At 70.6% G+C, this 15,724-nt stretch carries 15 protein-coding genes; 8 read left to right on the forward strand and 7 right to left on the reverse strand.

Going from position 1 to position 15,724, the window contains the following annotated elements:
* Positions 1-187: 187 nt before the first annotated feature.
* Both ACZ6N8_RS21365 and ACZ6N8_RS21370 read right to left on the reverse strand, forming a co-directional pair.
* Positions 188-1,138 (reverse strand): malate dehydrogenase, encoded by a 951-nt coding sequence (locus tag ACZ6N8_RS21365; protein WP_364375312.1) that lies wholly within the window; start codon positions 1,136-1,138, stop codon positions 188-190.
* 119 nt (positions 1,139-1,257) lie between these two features.
* A complete protein-coding gene (locus ACZ6N8_RS21370; protein ID WP_266246080.1) occupies positions 1,258-2,118 on the reverse strand; it encodes a bifunctional methylenetetrahydrofolate dehydrogenase/methenyltetrahydrofolate cyclohydrolase in 861 nt (286 codons plus the stop codon).
* Between the two features lie 448 nt (positions 2,119-2,566).
* Between ACZ6N8_RS21370 and ACZ6N8_RS21375 the strand changes: the two genes are divergently transcribed.
* From ACZ6N8_RS21375 to ACZ6N8_RS21395, 5 genes are all read left to right on the forward strand, one after another.
* A complete protein-coding gene (locus ACZ6N8_RS21375; RefSeq protein WP_466012194.1) occupies positions 2,567-4,168 on the forward strand; it encodes a peptide ABC transporter substrate-binding protein in 1,602 nt (533 codons plus the stop codon).
* A gap of 201 nt (positions 4,169-4,369) precedes the next feature.
* On the forward strand, positions 4,370-5,308 hold the full coding sequence (locus tag ACZ6N8_RS21380) for an ABC transporter permease (RefSeq protein ID WP_354824094.1): 939 nt from the start codon (positions 4,370-4,372) through the stop codon (positions 5,306-5,308).
* Positions 5,301-6,257: an ABC transporter permease gene (locus ACZ6N8_RS21385; RefSeq protein WP_466012196.1), complete on the forward strand. Its 957-nt coding sequence runs from the start codon at positions 5,301-5,303 to the stop codon at positions 6,255-6,257. The genes ACZ6N8_RS21380 and ACZ6N8_RS21385 overlap by 8 nt, the downstream gene beginning before the upstream one ends.
* A gap of 7 nt (positions 6,258-6,264) precedes the next feature.
* Positions 6,265-7,293: an ABC transporter ATP-binding protein gene (locus tag ACZ6N8_RS21390; RefSeq protein WP_387115704.1), complete on the forward strand. Its 1,029-nt coding sequence runs from the start codon at positions 6,265-6,267 to the stop codon at positions 7,291-7,293.
* A complete protein-coding gene (locus ACZ6N8_RS21395) occupies positions 7,277-8,311 on the forward strand; it encodes an ABC transporter ATP-binding protein (protein WP_466012198.1) in 1,035 nt (344 codons plus the stop codon). Before ACZ6N8_RS21390 ends, ACZ6N8_RS21395 begins: the two co-directional genes overlap by 17 nt.
* 106 nt (positions 8,312-8,417) lie before the next feature.
* On the opposite strand, the gene purH is transcribed toward ACZ6N8_RS21395, so the two are convergent.
* Positions 8,418-9,989, reverse strand: a complete 1,572-nt coding sequence (purH, locus tag ACZ6N8_RS21400; RefSeq protein ID WP_466012200.1) for a bifunctional phosphoribosylaminoimidazolecarboxamide formyltransferase/IMP cyclohydrolase — start codon at positions 9,987-9,989, stop codon at positions 8,418-8,420.
* On the reverse strand, positions 9,986-10,606 hold the full coding sequence (gene purN / locus ACZ6N8_RS21405) for a phosphoribosylglycinamide formyltransferase (RefSeq protein ID WP_466012202.1): 621 nt from the start codon (positions 10,604-10,606) through the stop codon (positions 9,986-9,988). The genes purH and purN overlap by 4 nt, the downstream gene beginning before the upstream one ends.
* 178 nt (positions 10,607-10,784) lie before the next feature.
* Between purN and ACZ6N8_RS21410 the strand changes: the two genes are divergently transcribed.
* Together ACZ6N8_RS21410 and ACZ6N8_RS21415 are read left to right on the forward strand one after the other, a co-directional pair.
* Positions 10,785-11,081 carry a CD225/dispanin family protein gene (locus ACZ6N8_RS21410; protein WP_466012203.1) on the forward strand — a complete coding sequence of 99 codons (297 nt, stop codon included), beginning with the start codon at positions 10,785-10,787 and terminating at the stop codon, positions 11,079-11,081.
* A gap of 27 nt (positions 11,082-11,108) precedes the next feature.
* Complete coding sequence (locus ACZ6N8_RS21415; protein WP_364375338.1) at positions 11,109-11,672, forward strand: DUF4190 domain-containing protein; 564 nt, start codon at positions 11,109-11,111, stop codon at positions 11,670-11,672.
* A 54-nt stretch (positions 11,673-11,726) separates the two neighbouring features.
* On the opposite strand, the gene ACZ6N8_RS21420 is transcribed toward ACZ6N8_RS21415, so the two are convergent.
* Positions 11,727-13,064 (reverse strand): cell division protein PerM, encoded by a 1,338-nt coding sequence (locus tag ACZ6N8_RS21420; RefSeq protein ID WP_466012206.1) that lies wholly within the window; start codon positions 13,062-13,064, stop codon positions 11,727-11,729.
* A gap of 201 nt (positions 13,065-13,265) precedes the next feature.
* Between ACZ6N8_RS21420 and ACZ6N8_RS21425 the strand changes: the two genes are divergently transcribed.
* Positions 13,266-13,532 carry a DUF4190 domain-containing protein gene (locus ACZ6N8_RS21425; RefSeq protein WP_354888888.1) on the forward strand — a complete coding sequence of 89 codons (267 nt, stop codon included), beginning with the start codon at positions 13,266-13,268 and terminating at the stop codon, positions 13,530-13,532.
* A gap of 63 nt (positions 13,533-13,595) precedes the next feature.
* Here ACZ6N8_RS21425 and sucD read toward each other — a convergent pair whose 3' ends face one another.
* Positions 13,596-14,483, reverse strand: a complete 888-nt coding sequence (gene sucD, locus ACZ6N8_RS21430; RefSeq protein ID WP_357991253.1) for a succinate--CoA ligase subunit alpha — start codon at positions 14,481-14,483, stop codon at positions 13,596-13,598.
* A gap of 2 nt (positions 14,484-14,485) precedes the next feature.
* A complete protein-coding gene (gene sucC / locus ACZ6N8_RS21435) occupies positions 14,486-15,664 on the reverse strand; it encodes an ADP-forming succinate--CoA ligase subunit beta (RefSeq protein ID WP_364375348.1) in 1,179 nt (392 codons plus the stop codon).
* Positions 15,665-15,724 lie beyond the last annotated feature (60 nt).

The following is a 15,724-nucleotide window of genomic DNA, read 5'->3' on the forward strand; positions in this document are numbered from 1 at the left end:
GTTCCCACCCCCCACCCCCCCGCGGTTTTTTTTCTCTGGGGGGGGGGTCCTGTTCGGGGGGGGGGGCCCCCCAAACCATATCCACCCACCGCGGTGGGTGCGGAGGGTGAGGGCGGGGTGGGGTGGGACGCGCGAAGGGCGTGCCGGCTTCGCCGGCGCGCCCTTCGTGGTGCGGTGGTTCGGGGAACTACATGTTGGCGACGTCACCCTGCTTGGCGCGGACCGCCTCGGCGGCGGCGAGGAGGCTGGCGCGCTCGTCGGCGTCCAGGTCGGTCTCGACGACCCGCTTGACGCCCTCGGCGCCGATCTCGGCCTCGACACCCAGGTAGACACCGGAGATGCCGTACTCGCCGTCGACCCAGGCGCAGACAGGCATGACCTCGCCGGAGTCCTCGGCGACGGCCTTCGCCATCCGGGCCGCGGCGGCGGACGGGGCGTAGTACGCCGAACCGGTCTTGAGCAGCGCGACCACCTCGGCGCCACCGTTGCGGGTCTTGACGACCAGCTCCTCGATCTGCTCCGCCGGCATCGCGTCGCGCAGCGGCTTGCCGTTGACGGTGCTCTTCGACGGCACCGGGACCATGGTGTCGCCGTGCGAGCCCAGGGTCAGCGTGCGGACCGACGCCACAGGCACGTTCAGTGCCTCGGCGACGAAGTTGCTGAACCGGGCGGTGTCGAGCATGCCGGCCTGGCCGAGGACCCGGTTCTTCGGGAACTGGGTGGCGAGCTGGGCCAGCGCGGTCATCTCGTCAAGCGGGTTGGAGACGACGATGACGACGGCGCTCGGGGCGTACTTGGCGACGTTCTCGGCGACCTGCCGCACGATCTTGGCGTTGGTCTCCAGCAGGTCCATCCGGCTCATGCCCGGCTTACGCGGCAGGCCGGCGGTGATCACGACCACGTCGGAGCCCTCGATGGCCTCGTAACCCTCGCCGTTCGGGCCGGTGGTCACGCCGACGACCTTGGTCTCGAAGCCCTCGATGGCCCGCGACTGGTTGAGGTCGAGGGCGAGGCCCGCGGGCTTGCCCTCGACGATGTCGGTGATGACGACGGTGTCGAATACGTCGTACTCGGCCAGGCGCTGTGCGGTGGTGGAGCCGTAGAAGCCAGCCCCGACGACAGTGACCTTCTTACCCATGGTCGTCCCACTCCCTGATACCAGTCGGTTTTCCGGACCGTATCAGTCATCCTGGCACCCATCAGGCCAGGGGCGGACGGTTACAGCCTGCTGGGCGAAGAAGGACCGTTTCCTCCCCCTCAGCCGCGCTCGGCACGCTCCACGACGTTGGTGAGGAGCATGGCGCGGGTCATCGGGCCCACGCCGCCGGGCATCGGGACCACCGCGCCGGCCGTCTCGGCGACCTCCGGGTCGACGTCGCCCGTGTAGCGGCCCTTGCCGTCCGGGCCGATCACCCGGGTGATGCCGACGTCCACCACCACCGCGCCCGGGTTGATCATGTCGGCGGTGAGTAGCCCCGGTACGCCGGCCGCGACGATGACGATGTCGGCGGCGCGGGTGTGCGAGGCGAGGTCGAGGGTGCCGGTGTGGCAGAGGGTCACCGTGGCGTTCTCACTGCGCCTGGTGAGCAGCAGGCCGAGCGGGCGGCCGACGGTGTTGCCCCGGCCGACCACGGCGACGGTGGCGCCGCGCAGCGCCACGTCGTGGCGGCGGAGCAGCTCGACGATGCCGCGCGGGGTGCAGGGCAGCGGGCCGTCGTAGCCGAGGACGAGCCGGCCCAGGTTGACCGGGTGCAGGCCGTCGGCGTCCTTGGCCGGGTCGATCAGCTCCAGCACCCGCTGGGTGTCCAGGTGGGCGGGCAGCGGCAGCTGGACGATGTAGCCGTGGCACGCCGGGTCGGCGTTCAGCTCGGCCAGCACGTCGTCGACCTGCTGCTGGGTGGCGTCGGCGGGCAGCTCCCGGCGGATCGAGGCGATCCCCACCTCGGCGCAGTCGCGGTGTTTGCCGTTGACGTACGCCTGGCTGCCCGGATCCGCGCCGACCAGCACGGTGCCCAGTCCCGGGGTGATACCGCGTTCCGCGAGTGCCTTCACACGTATCCGCAGCTCGTCCTTGATCTCCGCTGCGGTCGCCTTGCCGTCCAGAACCGTCGCCGTCACGGTCAGATCGTCTCACGGCCGTCGCGCGCGGTTCGGGCGACCTCGTTTCGACAGGCCCACCAGCGCTCCCGTCGCGCCGCCGTTAGTAACGGTGAGTCACGTGTTGCTCATCACTCTGCGTGACGCTCTGTGGATCCCATCACCGCCGAACCGGTAGGTGAATTCAAGACCTACCGATACCGGACGGCCGGCCACCGGCGGCCGAATCGGCTCCAGGCAGGCACACGACACTCCCCGCCGCTCAAGGAAACAACAGCTGGTAGCCGTATTTCGGGTTTGGGCTAGCACGGGTCAGGGTGCCCTGCAAGCGAAGCGTCCCCGGACCGTTACGCACCCGCAACCCTCTCGTTGTCGAAGGCCACCACCCCGACCTACCGTTACCGCTTGTTGCGCAGCGTAAACCCAGCGTCGGGCATGACTGCGCAGCGTGAGGAGATGAGGAGGCTCAATGCGAGTTCGTAGACTCGCCGCCTGGACCGCCCTCCCGCTCGCGGTGACGCTGGGCCTCGCGGCCTGCGGCAGCGGCGGAGACGGTGGATCCGGCGGCAGTGACAGTTCGGCGGTCAGCATCCAGATCGGCGAGCCGAAGCACCTGGTTCCCACGAACACCACCGAGACGTCCGGCGCGCAGGTGCTCACCGGCCTGTTCAGCCCGCTCGTCGACTACGACGCCCAGAACAAGCCGTACGAGGTCGCCGCGGAGTCGATCACCTCGTCCGACAACAAGGTCTGGACGATCAAGCTCAAGGACGGCTTCACCTTCCACAACGGCGAGAAGGTCACGTCCGAGGACTACATCAACGCCTGGAACTACGGCGCGTACGCCCCCAACGGCCAGGACAGCAACTACTTCTTCGAGAAGATCGCTGGCTACACGGACCTGCAGGGCAAGGAGCCGAAGGCCAAGGAGATGTCCGGCCTGAAGAAGGTCGACGACCTCACCTTCACCGTGACGCTCGCCGAGCCGTACATCGACTTCCGGACGATGCTCGGCTACACCGCGTTCTACCCGATGCCGGATGCCGCGTTCTCCGCCCCGGGCGTGCTCAAGGACTCCTACGAGCAGGCGCCGATCGGGCAGGGTCCGTTCAAGATGAAGGGCGCCTGGCAGCACGACAGCAAGATCGACGTCGAGCGGTACGACGCCTTCCCGGGCGAGAAGCCCAAGGTGAAGAACATCGAGTTCCGGATCTACCAGCAGCTCACCGCCGCGTACGCGGACGTCCTGGCGGACAACCTGGACGTGCTGCCGACGATCCCGACCGAGAGCCTGAGCACCGCGCCGACCGACCTGGGCGACCGGTTCCAGACCAGCCCGATGTCGTCGTTCCAGTTCCTCGCGTTCCCGACGTTCGACAAGGACTACAGCAACCCGGACGTGCGTAAGGCCATCTCGATGGCTATCGACCGGGACGAGATCACCAAGTCGGTCTTCAAGGACTCGCAGGACCCGGCCCGTTCGTTCGTCTCGCCGGTGCTGCCCGGCTACCGGGACAACACGGCGGGCAAGGCAGGCGAGTTCAACCCGACCGAGGCCAAGAAGCTCTACCAGGCCGCGGGCGGCCCCGCAAAGATCGTCATCTCCTACAACGGCGACGGCGGTCACAAGGACTGGGTCGACGCCACTGTCAACCAGCTCAAGGCCAACCTGGGCGTGGACGCCGTGGGCGTCGCCGAGCCGAAGTTCGCCGACCTGCTGACCAAGGTCGAGAAGAAGACGCCGGTTGGTGCGTTCCGGATGGGTTGGGTCATGGACTACCCGACCATGGAGGACTACCTCGGCCCGCTGTACAGCACCAACGGCTCGTCGAACTACTACGGCTACAGCAACCCGGAGTTCGACAGGCTCGTCAAGGAGGGTTCCGCCGCCAAGACGCAGGACGAGGCGATCGCCAAGTACCAGCAGGCGGAGGACATCCTGGCCAAGGACATGCCGGTGATCCCGCTCCGCTTCGGCGAGAACGTGTACGGCCATTCGTCCAAGGTCAAGAACGTGGAGATGGACCTGTTCCAGCGGGTCAACCTCGTCAAGATCGAAGCGGCCAGCTGAGCTGACCGATGGTTGCGGGCCACCCGGGCGACGACGCCCGGGTGGCCCGGACCGCGCCACCGCCGCCGGGCGCCGCACCCGCGGGCCCGGCCGCGGTGGCGGCGGCTCCCCCGGGCCGGACGGCACCTCTCCGATATTTCGGGTACGACCAGAGATGCCGTCCTGCGACCCTTTCGCACATTTCCGGAGAGACTGCTAAGCATGTTCCGCTACATCTTGCGGCGCCTACTCCAGATGGTCCTGGCCTTCTTCGGGACCACCCTGATCGTCTACGCGCTGATGTTCGCCGGCCAGGGCGATCCCATCCAGGCCCTCGCTGGCGAACGACCGGTGACGGAGGCCCAGCGGGCCTACCTGACGGAGAAGTACCACCTCGACGCCACAGGCGTCGGTGGCTTCTTCTACCGCTACTTCGACTACGTCAGAAGCCTGCTCCAGGGCGACCTCGGCCAGTCCCTGACCGGCCGGCAGATCGGCGACATCCTCCAGGCCGCCTGGCCGGTCACCCTCAAGCTCGCGATCATCGCGCTCGCCGTGGCGATCATCTTCGGTGTCACCGCGGGAGTGGTCGCCGGCATCCGCCGGGCCAGCATCTTCGACAACTCGACGCTGGTGCTGACCCTGCTGGTGCTGGGCATCCCGACGATCGTGCTGGCGCCGCTCGCGCAGTACCTCCTGGGCGTCAAGTGGCAACTCTTCCCGCCCACCGCCGGCTCCCAGCCCACCTTCTACGCGCTGCTGCTGCCCGGCATCGTGCTCGGCTCGCTGTCGCTGGCCACCGCACTGCGGCTGACCCGTACCTCGGTGGCGGAGAACCTGCGCGCCGACTACGTCCGGACCGCCCGGTCCAAGGGCCTGGTCAAGCGCCGCATCGTCACCGTCCACGTGCTGCGCAACTCGCTCATCCCGGTGGTCACCTTCCTCGGTGTGGAACTCGGCAACCTGATGAGCGGCGCGATCATCACCGAGGGCGTCTTCAACATCCCCGGTGTGGGCTTCAACCTCTTTCGCGGCATCCGCACCGAGGACGGCCCCCTGGTGGTGGGCATCGTCAGCGTGCTCGTCGTGGTCTACCTGGTCTCGAACCTGGTGGTGGACGTCCTGTACGCCGTACTCGACCCGAGGATCCGCTATGAGTGACTTCGAAACTGTGGCGGCCACCGAGAACCAGGCCGCGCGGCGTGGCCCCTCGGGCGAGCCGGGCACCCCTAACCAGATCGGCGCTCCCAACAAGCCGCGCAGCCTCGCCGGAGACGCATGGCGCGACCTGCGCCGCAACCCGATCTTCTGGATCTCGTCGGCGCTCGTCGTCATCTTCACGCTGATGGCGCTGGCTCCCGGAATCTTCACCGCCAACAGCCCGAACGACTGCCTGCTCTCCCGGCAGCACGCCGGGCCGTCCGGCGGGGCCATCTTCGGGTACGACTTCCAGGGCTGCGACACGTACTCCCGGGCGGTCTACGGCACGCGGGCCTCGCTCCTGGTCGGCGCGCTCGCGGCGCTGGGCACCGGCGTCATCGCGCTTGTCGTCGGGATGCTGGCCGGGTACTTCGGCCGCTGGGTCGACGCCGTGCTCTCCCGGGTGATCGACGTGGTGCTCGGCATTCCGCTGCTGCTGGCCGCGATCGTGCTGCTCAAGCGGGTGTCCAGCGACAGCGAGAACGCCCGGATCGCCGCGGTGATCTTCGTGCTGGCCATCCTGGGCTGGACCACCGCCGCCCGGGTGGTGCGTTCCTCGGTGATCACCGCCAAGGAGCAGGACTACGTGGCGGCGGCCCGGATGCTCGGCGCCGGCAACGGCCGGATCATGTGGCGGCACATCCTGCCGAACTCGCTGGCCCCGGCCATCGTCGTGCTGACCATCGCGCTCGGCTCGTTCATCGCCGCCGAGGCGACCCTCTCCTTCCTGGGCATCGGTCTGAAGGCGCCGACCATCTCCTGGGGCCAGGACATCGACACCGGGCGCATCCACATGCGGGAGGCAGCGACGCCGCTTGTCGTCCCGTCGGCCTTCCTCGCGCTCACCGTGCTGGCGTTCATCATGCTCGGCGACGCTATCCGTGACGCCTTCGACCCGAAGCTGCGGTGATCAACTCATGACCGTCGAACCCACCCCCGCCTCCGCCACACCCGAGGGCGGCCACCTGCTGGAGCTGCGGGACCTGCACGTCGAGTTCCGGACCAACGAGGGCGTCGCCCGGGTCATCAACGGGGTGTCGTACCACCTGGACGCCGGGGAGACCCTCGCGGTGCTCGGCGAGTCCGGCTCGGGCAAGTCCGTCACCGCCCAGGCGATCATGGGCATCCTGGACACCCCGCCGGCGTTCGTCCGGTCCGGTCAGATCCTCTACCGGGGTCAGGACCTGCTCACCAGCTCCGAGGAGCAGCGCCGGCAGGTCCGTGGCAAGGAGATCGCGATGATCTTCCAGGACGCGCTCTCCGCGCTGAACCCGGTCTTCCCGGTGGGCTGGCAGATCGGCGAGACACTGCGCCAGCGCTCCGGCATGTCCCGTGGCGACGCCCGCCGCCGGGCGATCGAGCTGATGGACCTCGTCAAGATCCCGGGCGCCGCGAAGCGGATCGGCGACTACCCGCACCAGTTCTCCGGCGGCATGCGGCAGCGCGTCATGATCGCCATGGCGTTGGCGCTGGACCCGAAGGTCCTGATCGCCGACGAGCCCACCACCGCGCTCGACGTCACAGTGCAGGCCCAGATCATGGACCTTCTCGCCGACCTGCGCCGCGACCTCAACATGGCGATGATCCTGATCACCCACGACCTGGGCGTGGTCGCCGGGGTCGCGGACCGGATCGCGGTCATGTACGCCGGTCGCATCGTCGAGCACGCCGACGTCCGCTCGCTGTACAAGGCGCCGGCCCACCCGTACACGAAGGGGTTGCTGGAGTCGATCCCGCGGATGGACGTGCGCGGCCAGGAACTGGCGACGATCAAGGGTCTGCCGCCGAACCTGATGCGCATCCCCTCCGGCTGCCCGTTCCACCCCAGGTGCCCGTACGTGCAGCAGGTCTGCGTGGACGTGGTGCCGCACGACCTGGTCCTCGGCGACGGCCGGACCAGCGCATGCCACTTCGCGCAGGAGGTCCGTGATGACAGCGCCCGCTAGCCCCACCAAGGTCCGCGGCGAGACCATCCTCTCCGTCGACAACCTGGTGAAGCACTTCCCGATCAGTCAGGGCGTGCTGTTCCAGCGGCAGGTCGGCGCGGTCAAGGCCGTCGACGGGGTGAGCTTCGAGCTGCGCCGGGGCGAGACGTTGGGCGTGGTCGGCGAGTCCGGCTGCGGCAAGTCCACCCTCGCCCGCCTGCTGATGCGCCTGGAGACGCCCACCTCCGGGCGGGCCACCCTGGAGGGCAGGGACCTGCTCAAGGCCTCCGGGGGCGAGCTGCGCCGGCTCCGCCGCAACATGCAGATGGTCATGCAGGACCCGTACACCTCGCTGAACCCGCGGATGACCGTCGGCGACATCATCGGCGAGCCCTTCGAGATCCACCCCGACGCGGCGCCCAAGGGCAGCAAGCAGAAGCGGGTCCAGGAGTTGCTGGACGTGGTCGGGCTCAACCCGGAGCACATCAACAGGTACCCGCACCAGTTCTCCGGCGGTCAGCGCCAGCGCATCGGCATCGCCCGCGCCCTGGCGCTGCGCCCGGAGATCATCGTCTGCGACGAGCCGGTGTCCGCGCTCGACGTCTCCATCCAGGCCCAGGTGATCAACCTGCTGGAGCAGCTCCAGGACGAGTTCGGCCTGTCGTACATCTTCATCGCCCACGACCTGTCAGTCGTCAGGCACATCGCCGACCGTGTCGCGGTGATGTACCTCGGTCGGATCGTCGAGATCGGCACCGAGGACGAGATCTACGAGCGGCCGACGCACCCGTACACCCAGGCGCTGCTCTCGGCCGTGCCGGTGCCGGACCCGGAGGTACGCGACCAGCGCACCATGATCCGGCTGGTCGGCGACGTGCCCAGCCCGGCCGACCCGCCGTCCGGCTGCCACTTCCGCACCCGCTGCTGGAAGGCCCAGGACATCTGCGCCACCCAGGATCCGCAGCTGGTGGAGCGGGCCGCCGATCCGCACCCGTCCGCCTGCCACTTCGCCGAACTCCGCCCCGCCACCCCGGCCTGACCCACCCACCCCCCGGCACCGGTGATCATGAGGTCAGCGGGGGCACAGCGGACGAAGCGCCTCGCCAACCTCATGATCACGGGTGCAGCAGGGGGTCGGGGTCGGGTCAGTGGAAGAAGTGGCGGGTACCGGTCAGGTACATCGTCACGTTTGCCTTCTTGGCCGCTTCGATGACCTCTTCGTCGCGGATGGAGCCGCCGGGCTGCACGATGGCGCGGACCCCGGCGTCGATGAGGATCTGCGGGCCGTCGGCGAACGGGAAGAACGCGTCGGACGCGGCCACCGAACCCCGCGCCCGGTCGGCGCCGGCCCGGCTGACCGCGAGCCGCGCCGAGTCGACCCGGTTCACCTGACCCATGCCGACGCCGACGGTCGCGCCGCCCCTGGCGAGCAGGATCGCGTTGCTCTTCACCGCGCGAACCGCCCGCCAGGCGAACGCGAGATCACGCAGCAGCTCCTCGTCGGCGGCCTCACCGGTCGCCAACTGCCAGTTCGCCGGGTCGTCGCCGGAGGCGTCCACCCGGTCGGCGACCTGAGCCAGCACGCCGCCGGTCACCTGCCGCCACTCGACAGTCGCCGGGGTCCAGGACGGCGCGCGCAGCAGCCTGATGTTCTTCTTGCCCTGCAACACCTCGACCGCGCCCTCGTCGAAGCCGGGGGCGACCACCACCTCGGTGAAGATGTCGGCGACCTGCCGAGCCAGCTCGACCGAGACCGGCCGGTTGACAGCGATCACGCCACCGAACGCCGACACCGGGTCGCAGGCGTGCGCGAGGCGGTGCGCCTCGGCCACGTCGGCGCCCACCGCGATGCCGCACGGGTTGGCGTGCTTGATGATCGCCACCGCCGGCTGGTCGGCGAAGTCGTTGGCGGCTCGCCAGGCAGCGTCCGCGTCGACGTAGTTGTTGTACGACATCTCCTTGCCGTGCAACTGCTCGGCCTGCGCCAGCCCCGCCGGGGCGTCCGGGTCGCTGTAGAGCGCTGCCGGCTGGTGCGGGTTCTCGCCGTAACGCAGCACCGTCGACTTGCGCAGCGCCGAACCGGTGAACGCCGGCCAGGAGTCGTCGGCCGGGGCCAACTCCCGGGCGCACCACTGGGCGACGGCCACGTCGTACTCGGCGATGTCGGCGTACGCCCGCGCGGCCAGCGCGCGGCGCTGGGCCAGGGTGAAGCCACCTTCGCTGAGCGCGCCGAGCAACGCCGGGTACCCGGCCGGGTCGGTGAGCACGGCGACCGAGGCGTGGTTCTTGGCGGCGGCCCGCACCATGGCCGGGCCACCGATGTCGATCTGCTCCACGCACTCCTCGACGCCGGCGCCGGAGGCGACCGTCGCCTGGAACGGGTAGAGGTTGGAGACCAGCAGGTCGAACGCCGCCACCCCCAGCTCGTCGAGCTGCGCGACGTGGGTGTCCTTGCGCAGGTCCGCCAGGAGACCGGCGTGCACCTTCGGGTGCAGGGTCTTCACCCGGCCGTCGAGCACCTCGGGGAAACCGGTCACCGTCTCCACGGGCGTCACCGGCACACCGGCGGCGGCGATGGTGCCGGCCGTGCTGCCGGTGGACACGATCTCCACACCGGCGGCGTGCAGGGCCTGGGCCAGCTCGACCAGCCCGGTCTTGTCGTAGACGCTGACCAGCGCCCGCCTGATCGGGCGGCGCCCGTCCTGAGTGGGACTCACGGAACCGTGACCTTCCTTCCGGTGATGGTCCAGCCTTCGCGGACCAGGCGACCGACCTGCTCGACGAGCTGGCGCCGCTCGGCTTCCTTGATGCGCTCGGTGAGCGTGTCCACGTCGTCGTCGTCGAGCACCGGCACCGCGACCTGCGCCACGATCGGCCCGGTGTCCATCCCCGCGTCGACGAAGAAGAGGGTGGCGCCGGTGAGCTTCACGCCGTAGGCGAGCGCGTCACGCGGACCGTGGATGCCGGGGAACGCCGGCAGCAGCGTGTTGTGGGTGTTCAGGTAGCGGTCGCCGAACGCGCCGAGGAAGTGCGGGCCGACCAGCTTGAGGAAACCGGCGGAGATGACCAGGTCGGGCTGGTGCTTCGCGACGTGCGCGGTGAGCGCCCGGTCCCAGTCCTGGCGGGTGTCGTGGTCGCGGACCCGCTCGACGAACGTCGGCACGCCGGCCGCGGCGGCCCGGTCCAGGCCCGCGATGCCGTCGCGGTCCGCGCCTACCGCGACGACCTGCGCGCCGTACGCGGGGTCGGCGGCGGCGTCCAGCAGGGCTTGCAGGTTGCTCCCGGAGCCGGAGACGAGGACGACGATGCGGGCGGCGGACGCGGGCTCGGTCACCGGGCCACCCTATCGGGCACTTCAGCACTCCCTCCGGCTGGGCGGCGCCGATCTCTGACAGTGCGGACGTGCATCGACCCGGTACGCTGCCGGTCGCTCGGGCCGGACGTCGTGCCGGCCCGCACCCCCGTCACTGATCCGGCACGCCAGCCGTGTCGTTGGAATGAGGAGCACCCCCATGCAGCCGGGTAACCACCCCCACCAGCAGCCGCCTGTCAACAACAACATGGCGATGTCGATCGTCGCCATCTTCCTCTTCTGGCCGCTGGCCATTCCGGCGATCATCAACGCCTCGAAGGTCAACCCGCTGCTCCAGCAGGGCGACTACGCGGGCGCCCAGGCCGCCGCCGCGGAGTCGCGCAAGTGGTCGAAGTGGGCGCTCATCGTGGGCATCGGCTGGTATGTCGTCGCCCTGCTGTGCTGTGCGTTGGGCGGTCTGGGCGCGATCATGAGTGGGAACAGCAGCACCAACTGACGGAACAAGCCCCAAGGAGCTTCTCGAATGCAGCCCGGTAACCCCGGTCAGGACCCGTACGGCCAGCAGCCCAACCAGGACCCGACCGCCCCCCAGCCGCCGCACGACCCGTACGCCCCGCCGCCGGCCGCCCCCTACGGTCAGCAGCCGACCTCCGGGCAGCCCTACGGCCAGCAGCCGCAGGACCCGTACTCGGCGCCGCAGGCCCCGTACGGTCAGCAGCCGCCGGCGCCGTACGGGCAGCAGCCCCACGACCCGTACGGCCAGCAGCAGCCGCAGTACGGCGCACCGACGTACCCGAACGCCGGCTACCCGCAGGCCCAGGGGCAGAACAACACCCTCGGTCTGGTGTCGATGATCCTCGGCATCGCGTCGATTCCGCTGGTCTGCTGCCTCTACCTGGGCATCCCGGTGGGCATCGCGGGCGTGGTGACCGGTTACCTCGCCAAGCAGAAGGTCGCCCAGGGCCAGGCCAACAACGCCGGGCAGGCGAAGGCCGGCCTGATCTGCGGCGCGGTCGGCGTCGGGCTCGGCATCCTGCTGATCATCCTGAGCATCGTGGCGAACGTCGCGCTGCCGACCCAGCCCTGACCGGTCGGGTCTCGACGGGGCGCTCCGGACTTCTCCGGGGCGCCCCGCGCTCGTCTACGGCGCGGAGGGCCTGGTGAGTGCCCGGGTCGCGGCGGCACCGAGCAGCGCACCTACCGCGATGACACCGGTGGCCACCGCGGCGACCTGCCAGGCCACCGGCCCGAGCTGGGTGAGCCGGCCGGCACCCAGCGGCCCGGCGGAGACCTTCGCGGCCACGCCGAGCAGCACGCCGGCAACCGGCCCGGCCAGTGCCGCCGGCACCAGCAGGTCGGCCCAGCGCCGCGAGGTCCGTTCGCGGCCGTGCTGCGCCTCGGCGTCCACACCGCCGATCCTGGCCCGCTCGGGCCCGGCGTGCCGGGCCGTGCGCCGGGCGAGCAGCCAGCCGGCCACTATCCCGGCCAGCACCGGCACCGCGAGCAGCAGAGCGCCGAGGCCGTCCACCGGGCCGCGCGGCAGGCCGGCGAGCAACGGTACGGCCGGCAGCGCGCCCACCGAGACCTCACTCGTCCGGATCGCGGTGTCGGTGCCGACGGCGAAGCCCGGCCCGAGCAGGTAGCTCGTCGACCAGATCGCCGCGTTCGGCGCGTACGCCACGCTGACCACTGTGATCCCGGCCTGCCCGGCCACCCCGGTGCGGTACGCCCCGATCATGTCCGCCGCGTCCCCGCCGCCGGTGGCCACGGCCAGTCCGGCCGCGCCGGCGCCCGCGCCGAGCAGCAGGAGCCCCGCCACCAGGCCGGTGCGGACGCCGTCGCGCAGCCGGGCCGGCATCCGGTCGACGAGCAGCCGGGTGACGGCGGTGATCCGGGTCGCGCCGACGAGCGCGGCGAGCGTGCCTACCGCCGCGAAGGTGGCTGCCGCACGGACCGGGGAGGCATCCGGGCCACCGGTGCCGACGAGCACCGCGGCGAGCGCGCCGAGCAGCGCGTACGCGACGCCGACCGCGACCGCGGCGAGTAGCGCCCGGCGCGGTGAGCGGGTGTCCCGCGCACCGATGGCGCGGCTGACGTGCACGCCGGCCCGGGTGAGTCGCCAGATCGCGAGCACGGTGAGCGCCAGCGGGGCGAGCCCGAACGGGCCGGCCACGGTGTGCAGCGGCACCCCGTGCCCGACCAGCCAGCCGGCAAGCGCGGTGCGCAGGGCGCCGCCGAGCGTGGCGCCGTCCGCGCCGAGTTGCACGAGCGCGAGCACGATGGCGACCGGCAGGTACGACGTGAGGGCGGCCCAGCCGGCGGCGACCCCGGCGGCGACGGGTAGCGGCGCCCGCCCGCGCGGCGACCCACCGGTGCGGGGCGCGGGCACCCGTCGGGCCGGCGTGGCGCGGTCGACCGGCCGGTCGTCGGCGCGCACACCGCCGGGACGGCTGGGACGGTCAGGGGTGACGGGGGACATCCGCTCTACTCTGGCACGTCGCGCGGGCGGGAGCAGTCCGTTAACCCGCCCCGAAGGGCGGCGAGTTGACCGAACCCCGGTCCGGGGCGCCCGGTCGGGTCTAGCCTCGGCCCAGAGGGGGCGCGCGTCGCCGGTACCCCGGGTCGGGTCGACAGGTCACGGTCCGGGGCGGTCGCCGCCCACGACCGCCCGGAGGTAGCCGTGACGACCGCATACCCGCCGCCCCCGCCGCCACCGGCGCGGGGACGGGACCGGACGACCCTCTGGGGCGTGCTGGGCATCGTGCTGGGCCTGATCTGCTGCGGCATCCTCGGCATCATCTTCGGCTATCTGTCCATCCGGGACGCCCGGCGCTACGGCCAGTCGCCCGTGCTCGGATACCTTGCCATCGTGTTCGGCGTGATCAACATCATCGGCGGCTCGATCCTGCGTCTCACCGGCAACTACCCGTTCTGGAACAACGACTGAGCGGGTGGTACGACGAAGGGGCCGACCGGTTCCGGTCGACCCCTTCGCTGGTGCCCTGCCGGCTCAGTTGCCGGACATGATCTCCCGCATCAGCTTCGCGGTCTCGGTGGGCGTCTTGCCGACCTTGACGCCGACGGCCTCCAGCGCCGCCTGCTTCGCCTCGGCGGTGCCGGCCGAGCCGGAGATGATGGCCCCGGCGTGGCCCATGGTCTTGCCGGGGGGCGCGGTGAAGCCGGCGATGTAGCCGACCACCGGCTTGGTGACGTTGGCCTTGATGAACTCGGCGGCCCGCTCCTCGGCGTCGCCGCCGATCTCGCCGATCATCACGATGGCGTCGGTCTCCGGGTCGGCCTCGAACGCCTTCAGGGCGTCGATGTGCGTGGTGCCGATGATCGGGTCACCGCCGATGCCGACGCATGTGGAGAAGCCGATGTCGCGCAGCTCGTACATCATCTGGTAGGTCAGCGTGCCGCTCTTGCTGACCAGGCCGATCCGGCCGGAGCCGGTGATGTCGGCCGGGATGATGCCGGCGTTGGACGCGCCGGGCGAGGCGATGCCGGGGCAGTTCGGCCCGATGATGCGGGTCCGCTCGCCCTGCGCCAGGTTGTACGCCCAGAACGCGGCGGTGTCGTGCACCGGCACGCCCTCGGTGATCACCACGGCCAGGCCGATCGCGGCGTCGATCGCCTCGACGACGGCGGCCTTGGTGAACTGCGGCGGCACGAAGATGACTGTGACGTCGGCCCCGGTCTCGGCCATGGCGTCCGCCACGGACGCGAAGACCGGCAGCTCGGTGCCGTCGAAGTCGACAGTCTGACCCGCCTTGCGCGGGTTGACGCCGCCCACCACGTTGGTGCCGGCGGCGAGCATCCGCCGGGTGTGCTTGGAGCCCTCGGAACCGGTCATCCCCTGGACGATGACCTTCGAGTCCTTGGTCAGCCAGATAGCCATGATCAGACCCCCGCAGCTGCCAGCTCGGCGGCCCGCTCGGCCGCGCCGTCCATGGTGTCCACCCGCTGTACGAGCGGGTTGTTCGCGCCGTCCAGGATCGCCCGGCCGGCTTCGGCGTTGTTGCCGTCGAGGCGGACGACGAGCGGCTTGGTGACCTGCTCGCCGCGCTGCTCCAACAGGGCCAGCGCCTGGATGATGCCGTTGGCGACCTCGTCGCAGGCGGTGATGCCGCCGAAGACGTTGACGAAGACGCTCTTCACGGCCGGGTCGGAGAGCACGATCTCCAGCCCGTTCGCCATCACCGCGGCGCTCGCGCCGCCGCCGATGTCGAGGAAGTTGGCGGGCTTGACGTTGCCGTGCCGCTCACCGGCGTACGCGACGACGTCGAGGGTCGACATGACCAGGCCCGCGCCGTTGCCGATGATGCCGACCTCGCCGTCGAGCTTGACGTAGTTGAGGTCCTTCTCCTTGGCGGCCTGCTCCAGCGGGTCCACGGCGGCCTGGTCGACCAGGGCCTCGTGGTCCGGGTGCCGGAACGCGGCGTTCTCGTCCAAGGTGATCTTGGCGTCGAGCAGCAGCAGCCGACCGTCGCCGTTCTTCGCGAGGGGGTTCACCTCGACGAGCGTGGCGTCCTCGGCGACGAACGCCTGCCACAGGCCGACGGCCACCTCGACGACCTGGTCGGCGACCTCGGCCGGGAAGCCGGCGGCGGAAACGATCTCCCGCGCCTTGGCCTCGTCCACGCCGGTGTTCGCGTCGATCGGCGCCTTGACCACGCGATCCGGGGTCTCGGCCGCGACCTGCTCGATGTCCATACCGCCGGCCACGCTGGCGATGCAGAGGAAGGTGCGGTTCGCCCGGTCGAGCAGGTACGAGAAGTAGTACTCCTCGGCCACGTCCGCCGTCACGGTGATCATGACCTTGTGGACGGTGTGACCCTTGATGTCCATGCCGAGGATGTCGGTGGCCCTGGCCACCGCCTCATCCGGACCCTCGGCCAGCTTGACGCCGCCGGCCTTGCCTCGTCCGCCGACCTTCACCTGCGCCTTGACGACCACACGACCGCCGAGGCGTTCGGCGATCGCGCGGGCCTCCTGAGGGGTAGTGGCGACGCCGCCGGCCAGCACGGGCAAGCCGTGCCGCTCGAACAGGTCCCGCCCCTGGTACTCGTACAGGTCCACGATTGCGCGTCCCGTCCCGTCTCCGCGGCGCGCCGTCGCGCCGCCACCAGCGTTCAGAAA

The sequence above is a fragment of the Micromonospora sp. NPDC047521 genome, from assembly GCF_055587305.1.